Annotated in this window: 10 protein-coding genes; 4 read left to right on the top strand and 6 right to left on the bottom strand. The window is 52.2% G+C overall.

Annotated elements, in window-relative coordinates; translation table 11 throughout:
- Positions 1–13: 13 nt before the first annotated feature.
- The 4 genes from PORUE0001_RS08775 to dprA all read left to right on the top strand — a co-directional run bounded on the left by PORUE0001_RS08775 (position 14) and on the right by dprA (position 7,672).
- The gene (locus PORUE0001_RS08775; protein WP_232501444.1) at positions 14–1,984 is read left to right on the top strand and encodes a DUF262 domain-containing protein; all 1,971 of its coding nucleotides are present in this window, start codon (positions 14–16) and stop codon (positions 1,982–1,984) included.
- Between the two features lie 16 nt (positions 1,985–2,000).
- Positions 2,001–2,723, top strand: a complete 723-nt coding sequence (locus tag PORUE0001_RS08770; protein ID WP_007366106.1) for a 2-phosphosulfolactate phosphatase — start codon at positions 2,001–2,003, stop codon at positions 2,721–2,723.
- Positions 2,724–2,798: 75 nt separating this feature from the next.
- Positions 2,799–6,500, top strand: a complete 3,702-nt coding sequence (purL, locus tag PORUE0001_RS08765) for a phosphoribosylformylglycinamidine synthase (protein WP_007366110.1) — start codon at positions 2,799–2,801, stop codon at positions 6,498–6,500.
- Positions 6,501–6,517: 17 nt separating this feature from the next.
- Entirely contained in the window at positions 6,518–7,672 is a 1,155-nt protein-coding gene (dprA, locus tag PORUE0001_RS08760) for a DNA-processing protein DprA (RefSeq protein ID WP_007366094.1), read from the top strand.
- 91 nt (positions 7,673–7,763) lie between these two features.
- Here dprA and PORUE0001_RS08755 read toward each other — a convergent pair whose 3' ends face one another.
- From PORUE0001_RS08755 to PORUE0001_RS08730, 6 genes are all read right to left on the bottom strand, one after another.
- Entirely contained in the window at positions 7,764–8,045 is a 282-nt protein-coding gene (locus PORUE0001_RS08755) for a DUF4834 family protein (RefSeq protein WP_081454318.1), read from the bottom strand.
- A gap of 22 nt (positions 8,046–8,067) precedes the next feature.
- Positions 8,068–8,829, bottom strand: a complete 762-nt coding sequence (locus PORUE0001_RS08750; RefSeq protein WP_007366104.1) for a CDP-alcohol phosphatidyltransferase family protein — start codon at positions 8,827–8,829, stop codon at positions 8,068–8,070.
- A gap of 39 nt (positions 8,830–8,868) precedes the next feature.
- Complete coding sequence (locus PORUE0001_RS08745; RefSeq protein ID WP_007366099.1) at positions 8,869–9,543, bottom strand: phosphatidylserine decarboxylase family protein; 675 nt, start codon at positions 9,541–9,543, stop codon at positions 8,869–8,871.
- A 265-nt stretch (positions 9,544–9,808) separates the two neighbouring features.
- On the bottom strand, positions 9,809–11,494 hold the full coding sequence (locus PORUE0001_RS08740) for an ATP-binding protein (RefSeq protein WP_007366081.1): 1,686 nt from the start codon (positions 11,492–11,494) through the stop codon (positions 9,809–9,811).
- The gene (locus PORUE0001_RS08735; RefSeq protein ID WP_007366083.1) at positions 11,491–12,546 is read right to left on the bottom strand and encodes a DNA cytosine methyltransferase; all 1,056 of its coding nucleotides are present in this window, start codon (positions 12,544–12,546) and stop codon (positions 11,491–11,493) included. The genes PORUE0001_RS08740 and PORUE0001_RS08735 overlap by 4 nt, the downstream gene beginning before the upstream one ends.
- A 169-nt stretch (positions 12,547–12,715) precedes the next feature.
- Positions 12,716–15,040, bottom strand: coding sequence for a TonB-dependent receptor (locus tag PORUE0001_RS08730; RefSeq protein WP_007366095.1), 2,325 nt, complete (start codon positions 15,038–15,040; stop codon positions 12,716–12,718).
- Between the last annotated feature and the right edge of the window lie 14 nt (positions 15,041–15,054).

Genomic DNA, 15,054 nt, shown 5'->3' with positions numbered 1-15,054 from the left:
GACGGGCTCCTTTATCAATCTCAATGTCATCATCGACGGACAGCAGCGACTCACCACCTCGCTCCTCTTCTGCATCGCTCTGCGCGACCTCGCTACTGATCCACAAGAGAAGGCGAGCATAACCAATACATTGCTAACCAGTAGCAACTCCTCATTTGAAGATCGTGTCAAGCTCAAGCAGGTCACGGCAGACTTCGAAGCTTATCGAGCACTGGTGAGAGGCGATGAGGAGACAATCCCTGGTAAAGTAACCAACGCATACAAGCTCTTCATCAGGCTCTTGACCCCTAAGCTCCAGAACGAGGGACTGACCATACGGCACTTCATCACAGCTCTGCAGCGGATCAACGTGGTCACCATCCTGCTCGATGAGAGGCCCTACAAGGGGGAGGATCCTCAGGTTATCTTTGAGACGCTCAATTCGCTCGGCAAGCCACTCACCCTGTCGGACCTGATCCGCAACTACATCTTACTCGGGATGCCTAGCAAGGAGCAGACTAAGGCTTATGATGAGGTGTGGCAGCCTAAGATAGAGAAGCCACTCGGCGAAGCTTATCTCTCTAAGTTTTTTCGCGACTACCTCCAGTGCCGAGACAAGAAGCCCTACAAGGTGGTCAGCGACAACAATACCAAAGAGCTATACTACCAGTTCAAAGAGTTTGTCGAGCAGACCTTCACCAGCCGAGACTCCTTTATAAAGGACATACAGTCCTATGTGCCGTGCTACCTAAGCATCATAGACCCATCGCACTACGAGGACGCAACGCCGGACAGCGAGACCATCCGAGAGCTCCTGCGCAACATCTTCGAAGATATCACGAGCGAAGCCTTTAAGCCTGTTGTTCTAGAGCTACTGCACATGTATCAAGCCAAGGCTCCAGCGACCACCATCAGTGGTGCCCTGCTGATAGAGACCCTAAAGAGCATACGTACCTATCTGATTCGTCGACGTGTTCTAAGCTTGACTATCGGAGAGAATATGAACATTCCCCTACTGACCTCTTACCTTCCAGCCATAGCGAATCAGCAAACTTCGCTCATGGACGTTTTAACCAAACAATTCTACCAGCTACGTCTTCCCAATGACAAGGAGGTGCGAGATACGTTGGAGCGCATCGCTTTTTACAAGGATCTGCGGAGCTACAGCAAGTTTATCTTAGGCAAGATGGAGGAGCGACAGACAAAGGTGGCGGTTCCTTTTAGGGATAAGGCAATCACCATTGAGCATATTATGCCACAGACGCTCAACGAGGTGTGGTGCTCCGAGCTGGGCGAGGAGAAGGCTGAGGAGGTGCACCAGCACTATCTGCACAATATCGGCAACCTCATACTCACGGAGTTCAATAGTGAGATGGGCAATAAGTCTTTTGCCGACAAGAAGGCACAACTCTCCACCTCGACCATACGATACAGCCATGATATCTGTCAGTATGAGCAGTGGTGTGAGGAGAGCATCCTTGACCATCAGAATCGTATGGTTAGTCTCTTCCTAGACACCTTCGCACTGCCCGATGAATACAAGCTGGCTAACAATTGGAGGGACGCCGACAAGCAAATGACGGAGATGCTCTTCTACCCACTGGAGTCTGATCCGACAATCCTCACGGGGTGCAAGCCCAAAGCCGTCGTGCTCTTTGGCAGTAAAATTGAAGTCAAGTCTTGGAGGACGCTCTTACTTCTCTTTTTCAAAAATCTCTTCGATCAACACCCTCAGGCCAAGAGTATCTTGTTTGACAATCAAAAAGAGGTTCTTGGGAGAGCCGATGCTCTAATCCTTTGGAAGGATTTGAAGTCAAAGCAGGTAAGCTATAAGCACCTCTACAAGACAATAGATAATAAGGACTGCTATAAGGAAACGAGCGACATTGCTGATGACTGCATTTGTATCAATGCGACGTTGAATACGCAAGCCCTCATCGACCGCATTGCTAGAGTGATGCGACTGCTAGACTTGGACTCCGAGGAGGTCATCATTAAACTATAAATGAGCAGACACACTTATGAGAGAAGTAACTTTTGACATTTGTCCTTGCCCTGCGCTCTACCCTTACTACCATCAGGAGGACAGCGAGGTGGTCGTGGTGGACATACTGCGTGCTGGCACCTCGATGGTGGCAGCCTTTGACCATGGCGCTAAGGAGATCATTCCCGTGGCGACGACCGAGGAGGCGGAGAGCTTCCTCGGCAAGGGCTACGTGGTAGCTGCCGAGCGTAATGCGATGCGTTGCCCGTGGGCTGACCTGGGCAACGACCCCTCCGAGTTTACCGCTGAGCGGATCGGCGGACGTAGCATCGTCTTCACGACGACCAACGGTACCCAAGCCATTCACGCAGCTCGGGAGGCTGGCGCAGCGGAGATCATCGTAGGCGCTTTTAGCAATCTCACCGCCGTGGCGCGTCATTGCCAAGCTTCGGGGCGTGCCGTGACGGTACTCGCTTCTGGTTGGCAAAACAGCTTCTGCATCGAGGACACGCTCTACGGCGCAGCGCTCCTAGACAAACTAGAGGAGCTGGGCACAACCTACCGACTCACCGACAGTAGCCGCACAGCGCTAGAGCTGTACCGCCAGCACCGTGCCCATCTCTACGACTACCTCTACAATTGCGATCACAACCAGCGTCTGATACAGCGTGGCTATCCCGAGAGCTTACGTCTTTGCCTCGAGCAAGACTGCTCGATACACATTCCCACGCTCAACGAAGCTGGGCAACTCTATGTCTAAACCACTGCCCTCAGCGCTAATTTCCGTACATTTGCAACGTAAGTAGTTTCAGACCCATTATACACAACACCCGCTATGATTAGTTATTTTGTCCTTGGTGATACGATTTATGCCGTCTCACACACCTCAGCTCTCAGCGAGGAGACCTGCGAGCGTCTCTCGTGGCTCTTTGGCGGAGCGCAGCTGGCTCCCGAGTCTCATCTCGAGGGAACCTTTGTGGGCCCCCGTCCTACGCAGGTGACCCCATGGAGCACCAACGCTGTGGAGATAACGCAAAACATGCGCATCGCTGGCATCGATCGTATTGAGCAGCTCACACGTACTCACGAGGCGAAGCCACACTACGACCCGATGCTCCAAGCGATCTACAAGGGGCTAGGTCAGGAGAGCTTCGCCATGACCGCTGAGCCACAGCCGATCCGTGAGATCACGGACCTGGAGGTGTACAACGAGGAGGAGGGACTAGCCCTAAGCGAGGAAGAGATAGCTTACCTACAGGGCGTCTCGGCACGCATTGGTCGCCCGCTGACTGACTCTGAGGTCTTTGGCTTCTCACAGGTCAACTCAGAGCACTGCCGTCATAAGATATTCAACGGCACATTCGTCATCGATGGTTTGCGACAAAACGATTCGCTCTTTGCGATGATCAAGCAAACCTCCAAGGAGAACCCCAACGGCATCGTATCGGCTTACAAGGATAATGTGGCTTTTGTCAAGGGTCCCCGCGTCTGGCAGTTTGCGCCAACGAGCGCGACGGAGCCCTCGCTCTTTACACTACGGGAGCGCAATACAGTTTTAGCGCTAAAGGCTGAGACACACAACTTCCCCACAACGGTCGAACCCTTCAACGGAGCGGCTACTGGCTCGGGCGGTGAGATCCGCGACCGCATGTGTGGTGGCAAGGGATCGCTACCACTCTCTGGTAGTGCCGTCTACATCACCTCCTACCCACGTCTAGAGAAGGATCAGAAGCTTAGCCCCGCCAAGCTAGCCCCACGTCCGTGGCTTTACCAGTCTCCGCAAGAGATCCTGACGAAAGCGAGCGACGGCGCTAGTGACTTTGGCAATAAGTTTGGTCAGCCACTGATCAACGGTTCGCTACTGACCTTCGAGCATCAGGAGAGCTCCGACAGTACGCTCTACGGCTACGATAAGGTGATCATGCTGGCTGGCGGTATGGGCTACGCTCCCCAAGAGGATGCTAAGAAGGAGACGCCACAACCTGGCGAGACGGTCGTACTACTCGGTGGCGACAACTACCGCATCGGTATGGGTGGCGGTGCCGTCAGCTCTGTCGCTACGGGCGAGTACAGTAGCGGTATAGAGCTTAATGCGGTACAGCGTGCCAACCCTGAGATGCAGAAGCGTGTCCTCAACGTGGTCCGCTCCATCAGCGAGCAGGGCGACAACCCGATCGTGAGCATCCACGATCACGGCGCTGGCGGACACTTGAACTGTCTCACCGAGCTGATCGAGGAGACGGGAGGACGCATTGACATTGACGCACTACCCGTAGGTGACCCGACACTCTCCGCTAGAGAGATCATCGGCAATGAGAGCCAAGAGCGTGTCGGTCTGCTCATCCAGGAGCGTGAATACGCGCAGATGGAGCAGATAGCACGTCGTGAGGGCAGCCCTATATATAAGGTAGGCGAGACGACCGACGATGAGCGCCTCCTCTTTAGCACAGAGCGGGAGGGACGCGCTGCCATTGACTTAGCCGTGTCCGACCTGCTGGGGCAGTCGCCCAAGACCGTTATGGAAGACGAGACGGTCGCTCACCAATTTGCACCAGTAAGCTATGACAAAGAGCTCTGGCGCCAGTATCTAGACAAAGTATTGACCCTCGAAGCGGTCGCCTCTAAGGATTGGTTGACCAACAAAGTGGACCGCTCCGTGACGGGTCGTGTAGCACAGCAACAGTGCGTCGGTGCACTTCAGCTACCGCTCTCCGACCTCGGTGCTATGGCACTAGACTATGACGGCAAGAGCGGTATGGCTACTGCTGTAGGACATGCTCCTCAGGTGGCACTCATCGATGCTGGGGCTGGCTCTCGGATGGCTATCGCAGAGGCTCTGACGAACATTGTCTTTGCGCCCATCGAGGGTGGCATACGTGGCATCTCGCTCAGCGCTAACTGGATGTGGCCTTGTCGCAACAAGGGCGAGGACGCACGTCTCTATCAGGCGGTGCAGGCTTGTAGCGAGTTTGCCATAGATCTAGGGATCAACATTCCGACGGGCAAGGACTCGCTCTCCATGACGCAGAAGTATCCCGACGGAAAGCAGGTGATGAGCCCAGGCACACTGATCATCACCGCAGCAGCTCCCGTGAGTAACGTCAGGGGCATCGTGACGCCTGAGCTCAAGGCGGCTAAGCAGAGCCGTCTGCTCTACATAGACTTTAGCTTTGCTCCGATGGCTCTCGGTGGCTCAGCTTTGGCACAAGCATTGGGACAGCTGGGGGACAGCTTCCCCACAGTCGGCGACACCGACTACTTCGCCACCGCCTTTGAGGCCGTTCAGGAGTTGATCCATAAGGGGTTAGTCCTAGCTGGTCACGACATCTCGGCAGGCGGTATGGTCACGACGCTCTTGGAGATGTGCTTTGCCAATACGCAGGGTGGCGCTGAGATCAGCCTAGACGCACTCGCCAATGTGGACCTCGTCACGGCACTTTATAGCGAGAACCCGGGCGTCATCCTACAGGTTTCTAAGGCAGAGCAGGCGAAGCGTATCCTCGAGGAGTACGAGATCGCTTATGCCGACCTAGGCGCACCCACCGAGTCTCGCCTGCTGATGATCCATCAGGAGGGCAAAACGTACGAGATCGACATTGATGCCGCGCGCAAGTGCTGGGCAAACAAATCTTACCTGCTAGACTGCTTCCAGAGTGGCGAAGCTCCAGCAACGAGTCGCTACGAGAACCTTGGCAAGCAGCCCGTACAGTGGCGCTTCCCGCACGCTTTCGCTGGCACTTATGCGGGTCTCGGTCTAGAGCCTCATCGCACGAAGGCATCTGGCATCAAGGCGGCTATCCTACGTGACAACGGCACCAACGGTGAGCGTGAAATGGCTTACGCACTGCACCTCGCAGGCTTTGACGTGGTGGACGTCCATCTGACCGATCTCATCGAGGGACGCACCGACCTAGCCGACGTTCGCATGCTCGTTTACTGTGGAGGCTTCTCGCACTCCGATGTCTTAGGCTCTGCCAAGGGCTGGGCTGCGGGCATCCTTTACAATGAGCGGGCTCGCAAGGCTATCGAAGCTTTCTACGCTCGTCCCGACACCCTCTCACTCGGCATCTGCAACGGCTGTCAGCTCATGGCTCAGCTTGGGCTACTCGGCAAGGATGCTCAGGGCGAAAGCCTCTTCAAGCTGGAGCACAACGCCTCGCACAAGTTTGAGTCCAACTTCCTAACCGTAGACATAGCCGACACGGGTGCTATCTTGACACAAGGTCTCGAGGGCTGTCAGCTCGGTGTCTGGGTGGCTCACGGCGAGGGTCGCTTCGTCTGCCCCACGATACCTGATGAGCAGATCGCAGCGCGCTACCATTACGACACCTATCCCGGCAATCCTAATGGTTCTGAGCGTGGCATCGCAGCACTTTGCAGTAGCGATGGCCGTCACCTAGCTATGATGCCTCACCCTGAGCGTGCTACGCTCACCTGGCAGTGTAGCTTCTACCCCGAGGAGCGTCGCCAGGAGGATCAGGTCTCACCGTGGATACAGTTCTTCCGCAACGGTTACGAGTGGCTCGCCCAGCAGTAGTCCCCGCCACCTAGCCTATGCCTGAGATAAGTCGCGAGCACCTCTGTATCTATGCCTTGACACAGCTCAAGGGCGTATCGCTACAGCTCGCTCGCCATCTGATAGAGTTTGCTGGATCAGCCACAGCACTATGGGCTGATCCACAAGCTCTGGCAAGGCTCAACAGCCACGTCTACACGCATCTCTACCCGCTCCTACGGGATCGGGCTAAGCTTGAGGAAACGCAAGCGCTACTACAGCGCACCGCCGACCTAGGCATTCTAATGGTCAGCATCTACGATGCCGACTACCCACCTCTACTCCTACAGTGTGCCGATGCGCCACTGATACTCTTTTATCTAGGCGACCTAGCGCCACTCCATGCGGAGCAGACGCTCAGCGTCGTTGGTACGCGCAAACCTTCGCAGCATGGTGTCGAGGATCTGCAGACGATCATCAGCCATCTGCCCAGCGTGACCGACAGCGTGACCATCGTCAGCGGACTGGCTCTTGGGCTAGACGCTGTCTCACACAAGGCGGCGCTGCAGGCGGGCTTGCCCACCGTTGCTGTGCTGGCGCACGGACTTCACATGATCTATCCGAGCAATCACCGCAACCTCGCTCGCAGCATCGTATCTCACGGTGGAGCTTTACTCTCCGAGTACCCTGCTGGTGTCAAGCCTCAGCGACATCAGTTCGTCTTGCGCAATCGTATCGTGGCGGGGCTTACGCAGGCGACCCTCGTCGGACAGTCTGCCGAGCGTGGCGGTTCGCTCATCACGGCACACCAAGCCTTCGACTACGACCGTGCCGTCTACGCACTCCCAGGACGCCCCTCAGATCGTGAAAACGAAGGGTGCAACAACCTTATCTACAACAATATCGCCAAGCTCATCACCTCAGCCACTCACCTCTGCGAAGACCTCGAGTGGAAGAAGCCCGACCATGAGGCGCGCAGTGCCGTCGGCTCCATGTCTCACGAGAGCAAGCTCAACGCTCTGCGTGCTCGCCTAGAGCCTAAGACACGTCCCCTCCTCGACCTACTCATAGAGAGCGGTGATGGCCTCTCTATAGATGCTATCTGTGACCAGACGCTCATGGGCGTCGACGAGGTAAGCTTCCGACTCTTCCTCCTCGAGAGCGACGGCGCCGTCTCGCTCCAGCCCGATGGGCGCTACAAGCTACAGATCTAGCCACACGTCCCCGCCCATAAACAAAATCAAAAGTCTTGACTAGAGCCCAAAGTTCTAATCAAGACTTCCTTGTAATAACTGAATAGAGTGCTTACTCCTCCTCAAAGTCTACGTACTCGCCTTGGTCTTTCTCAAACTTCTTCTTCGCTATATCCTTCATGTCCAGCTTACCCTGCTGTGACTGTGCATCTGCGGAGCTTTGCTGTGAAGCGGCCGAGTGCCACCCCTTGCGTGGCGCTTTTCGTGACTTAGTGTGCGGGTCAGCCTGCTGTATGTAGCGTCTCACCATCCAGTACAATATACGAGAAGCAAAGCGTCTAATGAGCAGGTACGCAAGCCCTATAACGATGATCAGACCAAGTATGAATTCCATGTATCAGGTGTAGATTAAGGTGTTATTGTTGAGTGGCATCAATCGCGTCCGAATTGCTCTTGATCTGCCGACCGATAGCAAGCGAGACGATGATATAGAGTAGCATCGCTAGGCGTAGCGTACTCGCCACGGAGCCCAGCCACATATAGATACAGCCCGCCGGGACTAGGATAGCGCCCCATGCGATGAGGATGACCGTACCGTGAGATGCTTTCATCTGTGCACCTAGATGCTTCAGCGAGAGCATCGGCACACGGCTCACCATCAGGATACAGGAGAGGAGGAGTAGCCCATAGCTAGTCACTAGCGAAAGCGTATCCACCGCACAGGCGCAAGAGGAGAGCGAGATGCCAATCCACAAAAGCGCAGAGGCGGGCACCGGTAGCCCACGGAAGTAGTTGCTCGTCCCCGTATCATTATTAAAGAGTGCCAAGCGGTAGGCTGCAAACGGCAGGATCAAGAGAAAAGGTAGCGACATCATCAGAGCCGTAGACGCTACGTAGCCACTTGCCAAGAGCCTCCCCTCCATCGTGCAGAGAGCTAGTAGTGCAGGCGCTAGGCCAAAGGTGACCACATCTGAGAGCGAGTCTAGATCAGCGCCTATCGGAGAGGTCGCATGCAAGAGCCGCGCTACCATACCATCGAGCAGGTCAAAGAAAGCACCCACAGCAATCCAGATGGCACCCATCTGGTACTCCTTATAATATAGGATCGAAATGATCGCTGCCGCACCCGAGAGGATATTGCACAGCGTTAGGAGATTGGGGATTAGTCGTTTTATCATGACAACGAGGTTTTGATCTTCATACAGCAAGAAGCGTGCCTACTGGGGCAGATAGCCCAGCGTTGTCTCACCGCCCACCACTTCGTCGCCTATCTTGATCGCTATCTCCGTACCCAGAGGCAGGTAAAGGTCGATGCGTGAGCCAAACTTGATGAAGCCGAGGAAGTCCTCGACCGTCACCTCGTCGCCCACCTTCGGGTAAGTGACAATACGTCGTGCCACAGCTCCAGCGATCTGACGCTCTAGCACCTCATGGCCACCATCCGTACGAATGATCACCGCCGAGCGCTCATTGAGCACGCTACTCTTAGGGAGAAACGCCTTGTAGTAAGCACCGCTCTGATGCTCCACATGAGTGATCGTACCATTGCAGGCGACCCAGTTAGCATGTACATTGTAGAGCGACATAAAGATTGAGAGCTTGAGACAGCGACGTCCCAGCAGTTCAGGCTCCTCGACCTCCTCCATGACCACCACCTTGCCATCGGCTGGCGCTACGATGAGGCGTCTATTGGCCGCCTCGCTATTGCTACGTCTGGGGAAGCGAAAGAAGTTTAGCGCTAGCCCCATCACCGTGAGCGACACCAGTAGGGTCAAGATAAATACCCCCTTAAAGGGCACAAAGACAAAGGTTGCCCAGCAAGCCAACGTCAATATGAGGAAGAAAGAGACGAGGAGTCCCACCCCCTCGCGATGTAGTCGTACCTTTTTCATTATGGATTAAGTAGAATAGGAATCGGCAGTAATTATGATAGGCAAAGATACAAAATAGCCCCCAAAGCTCTACCCCACTCCCCCAGCACCTCAAAATAGGAATTAGCCTGTATGCTCTTCAATAGATAAAGCAGGCTTTGTGAAATGACCTTTTCATGAGAGGTGTAAAATAAAACGACCTGCCAATTTGAGCATCGTTGAGAGGCTTGGCAGGTTCTACACAGTGCAAAGGTAATCAAAGCTTTTGGCGTGACAAAACTTTTGGCTAGCTCTCGTTTTGAGAAGAGCTGCCAAGCAATTTGATAAGGCGAGCTTTGATGTTTGCGAAAGTTGTTGTAAGAAGATTTTGTGCGTCTTTTGTTAGTCGAGAGGTATGAGCCATAGCATCTCGCATAGGCTTGTACGTCAAAGCATCCCTAGACAAACAAGCTTTTGATCCTCTATCTCTTTCGGGATCAGATAACTCGGACAGTAGTTGCATGTCGTAATAATATATATCAGTGTCAATTTCTCTTATTCGAATGCTAATTCCAGCCTTATTTTGAGCCTCAATTGCATTTTTTCTCCATTTCTCAATGTTGTTCTGCTTGGAAGAGAGAGGAATCTGTTGTTCCTCAATATACCTTCTGAGAAGATTTTCTGCTAAAAAGCATTCTCCATACGCAGGCAAGTTGAATTTTGCATCTGGCTCTAAATCCTGAATCCAGGCATCTATTTTGCGTTGAGTTGTAGGCTGGACTCCGTTAACAAATCCCCTTGAAAGCTCGTCAAATAAAGCCTTGGATTTCCTCTCCCGAGTAGTCAGGGATGTTGTATTATCGGGATCTCCGTCCTGCTTTAATTCTAGACGCCATTTATCCCAATCATTAATAATACTTGGCATCACCTCTTCTTTGAGGCACTCTAGCAAGGCTTTGTATTTGTCATCATTGGGAATAACTCCTTCACGACTGCTTGTAAATCTATCTTTTTCATCATCTAAGTCATTGTAGTGTATCTGCCCATATAGGTAGTTTTCCACCACTCGACTGAAAGAGATATGTCTCAAAATGTCTTTTTCCCTCAGTCGTCCATTGACATATAAATCCAAGCTAACCTTTTCTTGAGCTCCTCGAATAGTCAACATTGAAGGTTTTTGAATAGAAGCAATAAAGCCTGAGATGGGAAGTTGATTTACGTCAAAAGTTTTGGTTCTAAACTCAGGGGTTGCCTTTTCTTCAAGCCTTACAATATATTCGTCTTTGGTTTGTTCGTTTATTTTCCAGAGAAATTGAGTGTTGTTTATCAGCTCTTGCAGGTCATTTATTGTAACATCTACCTCGTTTAGAGTTATGCAAAAGCTTGGATCAAGCAACGAAAACCGGAAGGACAAAGCGATCTGCTGGCGAATATATTCAATTTTATTCCGAATACCCTCATTAATGTCTTCAAATATGAGGATTGTGCCAGAGCCCTCCGTTATAAAAGAAGATGTATACTTTGTGAGTATAGAAGGAGGGAGTACACCTAGCTTATAACCAGAAGAAGGTATATCATCACTAATAGCCTTATCCAGCGACGAATTGTCTATAACACCTCCAACCCAATCTGAACCACACGCCTTCGTTATCACGGAGATCTTTTTAGCACACGACAAAAGGGCGAGCTTTCCAATGCCCTTGCGACCGATAAAGGGTCGACCATCTGGCGTTTTTGAATCGCCTGATTGGCGCTTTGAATATCCTATTTTCAGAAATTTGTCTTGGAAATCTTTAGAAGTCATCCCAATGCCATCATCTCTGATAATCAATAAACTCTTGTCGCGATCTATCGTAATAGAAACACGCTTGGCATCTGCATCCCAAGCATTAGATATAGCCTCGCCCAATATGGTGATGAAGCTTCTGTAAAGGTTTCGTCCTAAGTGATTGAGGACACTTAATGAAATGTTGAATGTATAGGAAGTATTCATACGGCGTTTTTACTGTGAAATAGATGCTTGATAATGCTATTACCAATAACCTCTCCTAACTTCGGAGGAACGGCATTACCAATGTATCTTGAGGCTTTAGTTATAGAAACGTCTTTTTCGTCAGAAAAGAACTGATAGGACTTGGGAAAAGTCTGGAGTAATGCGGCTTCTCTTATAGAGATAGCTCTATCTTGCGTTGGGTGTCCAAAACGACCATTACCATACCCAGTACAGAGAGTTGTCATTGTGGGTGCAGGCTTCTCCCATACCATTCTCCCATATACACTACCAAAGCTTTTGCCATTTTCTCTCTTATGACACTCTAGACGTAAGTCTTCTGGCCAATCTTGCCAACCACCTCCATAAGGGGTGCGTTGGATACGTTTTAGATTGAGTGGAGACAATGACTTGGATCGATGAAGGGGATCGTACCTGTCAACCTCCCCAGCTCTAAGAGCGGGTAAGTCCCCAATAGCATCTTTTACTGTGAGGTAATTCGATGGCTTATGAGTCGGAGGAATCAGACTTATCTCACCAAACTTAGATGCTAACAGGACCAAACGTTTTCTATTTTGAGGGATTCCATAATCTGGACAGAATATCTTATTCATATAGACGAAATAGCCTTCGTCTTTCAACAAGGAGACAAAGTCTTCTAAAACGGGTTTTTCCTTAAAAGTCAAAATCTGAGAGACGTTCTCCATCGTCACCAGATCAGGCTGTACTTCTTTTACTAAACGTCCAAATTCGTACAGCAAATCATACTTGTTAGGATCTTTCTTCTTGCTCTTGAATGCATAAGAAGAAAATGGCTGACAAGGAGCACAGCCTGCTAAGACTTTAACATCCGTTTCTGCTAGAAGCGTTGAAACTTCTTTGCCCGAAACCAACCGAATGTCCTTGTAGATAAACTGAGCATTGTTATTCCTTTCATAGGCGAAAGCACAGGTTTGATCAAGGTCATAGCCAGCCAAGATTTGAAGTCCTGCCTCTCTAAGACCATAGCTCAGTCCTCCTATGCCACAAAACAAGTCTACTACACCTATTCGCATTACTACTGCAAGCTCATTTATCAACAGGATTAGGATCCTTTTCGCAAAGGTACGATTTTCCTCCTTGTAAGAGCAACTGGTTGAGAAGCCGTAGATTCAACTCTACAAATCTCACGAGTAACGATCCAACGTGTAGCCCGCTACAGGAATGCACCGACAAACTGCGCTGCTACAAGACAGGTCGCTCGAGTGAGAGCGTCGCTGCGCTTTCGGTGCGTACGGGCTTGACCCGATCACCAGCCGAGAAGGCATACGAGATGGTCAGCGCCAGTCGCCGACGTGGCGAGAGATCGAGACGAAGCTGCTCGGTCGTATCCCCCATCCTCATCGTGATCCGATCCCGACTGTGGAGGAGATTGCTCAGCGAGAGACTGAGCTGCAGCTGATCATGCAGTAGGGAGGCATAGCAACCTAAGTCCAGCCCGTAGCGACCGCCGAGCGTGTAGCCGAGCTGCTGGCGAGCTGTCTCACCACTGAAGGCTACGCTCAGACCAACCATCTTGGTGATAGTAAACTGATGCGTTGAGGTGCCACCCACCGAGAAGCTTTGTACCGACCGCCCAGGCATTTGCTCTTGATCATAGCGTAGGTAGAGGATATTATTCGTTCGCCAGAAGGGGAAGAGACTCTTATTGAACGTCCCCGATGCGTAGTGGCTCCAGCGACTTCCCACATTGCTCGGCTGTGTATAGTAAAGGTCGGGAGCACTCTCGTCCTTATAGGTCATGATCTGAATGATGTTGCGACCGTAGCGCACCCGATAGGTGAACTGCCAGTCACGGTTGAGGAAGTAGTTGACCTCCGCCTCGTCAAATGTTTCCTGCTTAAGTCGCTGATTACCGATGCTGTAGAGATTCTTCGTCAGGTAAGTCGCCACGGGCGAATAGTAACCGTAGTTGGGTAGCGAGAAGAAATGGCGGTATGCCACGCCTATCCCCGAAGCCTTCGCGGGGTTAAGCATATACTGCAGGAGCAGGTTAGGATAAAGCCCCCGATTTGGCACAGTGTAATCGTTCTGCGCATTGAGTAAGTCTCGGTAGTGCACCACCGTCGTCTGGTAGCGCAAGCCCGCCTGTAGGTAGAGCCGCTGGGTCAACATCTTGCTGTACTCTAGATAAGGCGAAAAGTCAAAGCCTAAAATCGCAAACTGCCGATGAATGATCTGAGGCAACGTGCCACTACTCACCCCGCCCGCATCGTTGTCGTCCAGCCCATAGTTATAAGAGACCCCACCTGTGAGCTGATTGCCTCCCGCAAAGACCAGTGTGGCTCTTGGGTGAAAGGTCAGATAGTGCGTCCTGCTCTTGCTCTCTGCCAGCTCCCCCTCATTGGTCGAGTAGTAAGCCGAGCCATCGCTCTGCGAGTGGCTATAGCTCACTGTAGAGGCGATGCTCAGCCCCTCACATATGGCCAGCCGTGCGGCATAGCTCACACCGCCATTGAGATTCAGAATGCGCTGGTCGTACCCTTGTGTCAGGAGCGTTTGCCCTGCGCCATCCTTTAGAAGCGTCTCCTCCTTGGGACGGTCGTACATCACACCGCCAAAGACGCCCAGCGTGTGCTGCTTATTGATCTGATACTTAACGCCGAAGTTGTCCAGCACGGCATAGTCCCTCTTCTTGCTGTCGCTCATCGTGGTGACGAGACTAGAGGCTTCGCCCTGGCGCTTGTTTTGTCGCTCATACAGCGTAGTGTAGCGTCCCCCACCACCACGTAGCGTGTTGTATAGCGAGACACCAGCCTTGGTGTACTGTAGGAAGAGCGTGGGCCCCACATCGACAATGCCTCTCTGGTCAAACTGCGTCCGCAAGCTCACCGATCCAAGAAGTCCCGCCTCAGTCCTTAGCGTGATGTAGATGATTCCGCCCTTGATCTGCTGTCCTAGCGAAACGCCTGGATTAGGCACCACCTCAATGTGGTCTATCATAGAGGTCGGTATCGAGTTCAGCTGTTGCAACGTAATCTGCTGGTCTCCGATGTAGATAAGGTTGTCCTCCTTGCCGTTGAGTAGGAGCTGGTTACCAGTCACCTCAACGGAGGGAATGAAGCGCAGGGCTTCCGACATAGACTTTCCCTTGGTCACTGGATTGCCCTTAAACTGTACACGGATATTGCCATTCGACTGCAGCTTCGTGTGCTTGGCGACCACCTCAACCTCAGAGAGCTCAACGCTGTTTTCCTCTAGTGTGAAGTCCAACTGCGTGGTAGGCTGAGTGATCGTCACCCTCTGTTGCTGCGTCTTGTAGCCGATACAGCGCACCTCTATGAGATAGGCACCACAAGCGGGCAGCCGTAGTGCATAAGCTCCCTGCTCATTGCTCACCGCACCCGTCAGCGTCGTCGCTGTCGTGTCGCTCTGTAGCGTGATCGTAGCACCGATGATCGACTCTCCGCTACTGTCGGAGACGCTCCCCTTAACTTCATAAGCGCCTTCCTGTGCGCTAAGCCATTGTCCCGCGATAACGAGCAGGAGGACGAAAACTACCTTCTTCATTCGAAAACTTGACT

The sequence above is a fragment of the Porphyromonas uenonis 60-3 genome (assembly GCF_000174775.1).
In the GTDB taxonomy this organism is placed as follows: domain Bacteria; phylum Bacteroidota; class Bacteroidia; order Bacteroidales; family Porphyromonadaceae; genus Porphyromonas; species Porphyromonas uenonis_A.
Note: the sequence above shows the minus strand (reverse complement) of the source record. Positions and strands in the feature narration are given on the sequence as shown.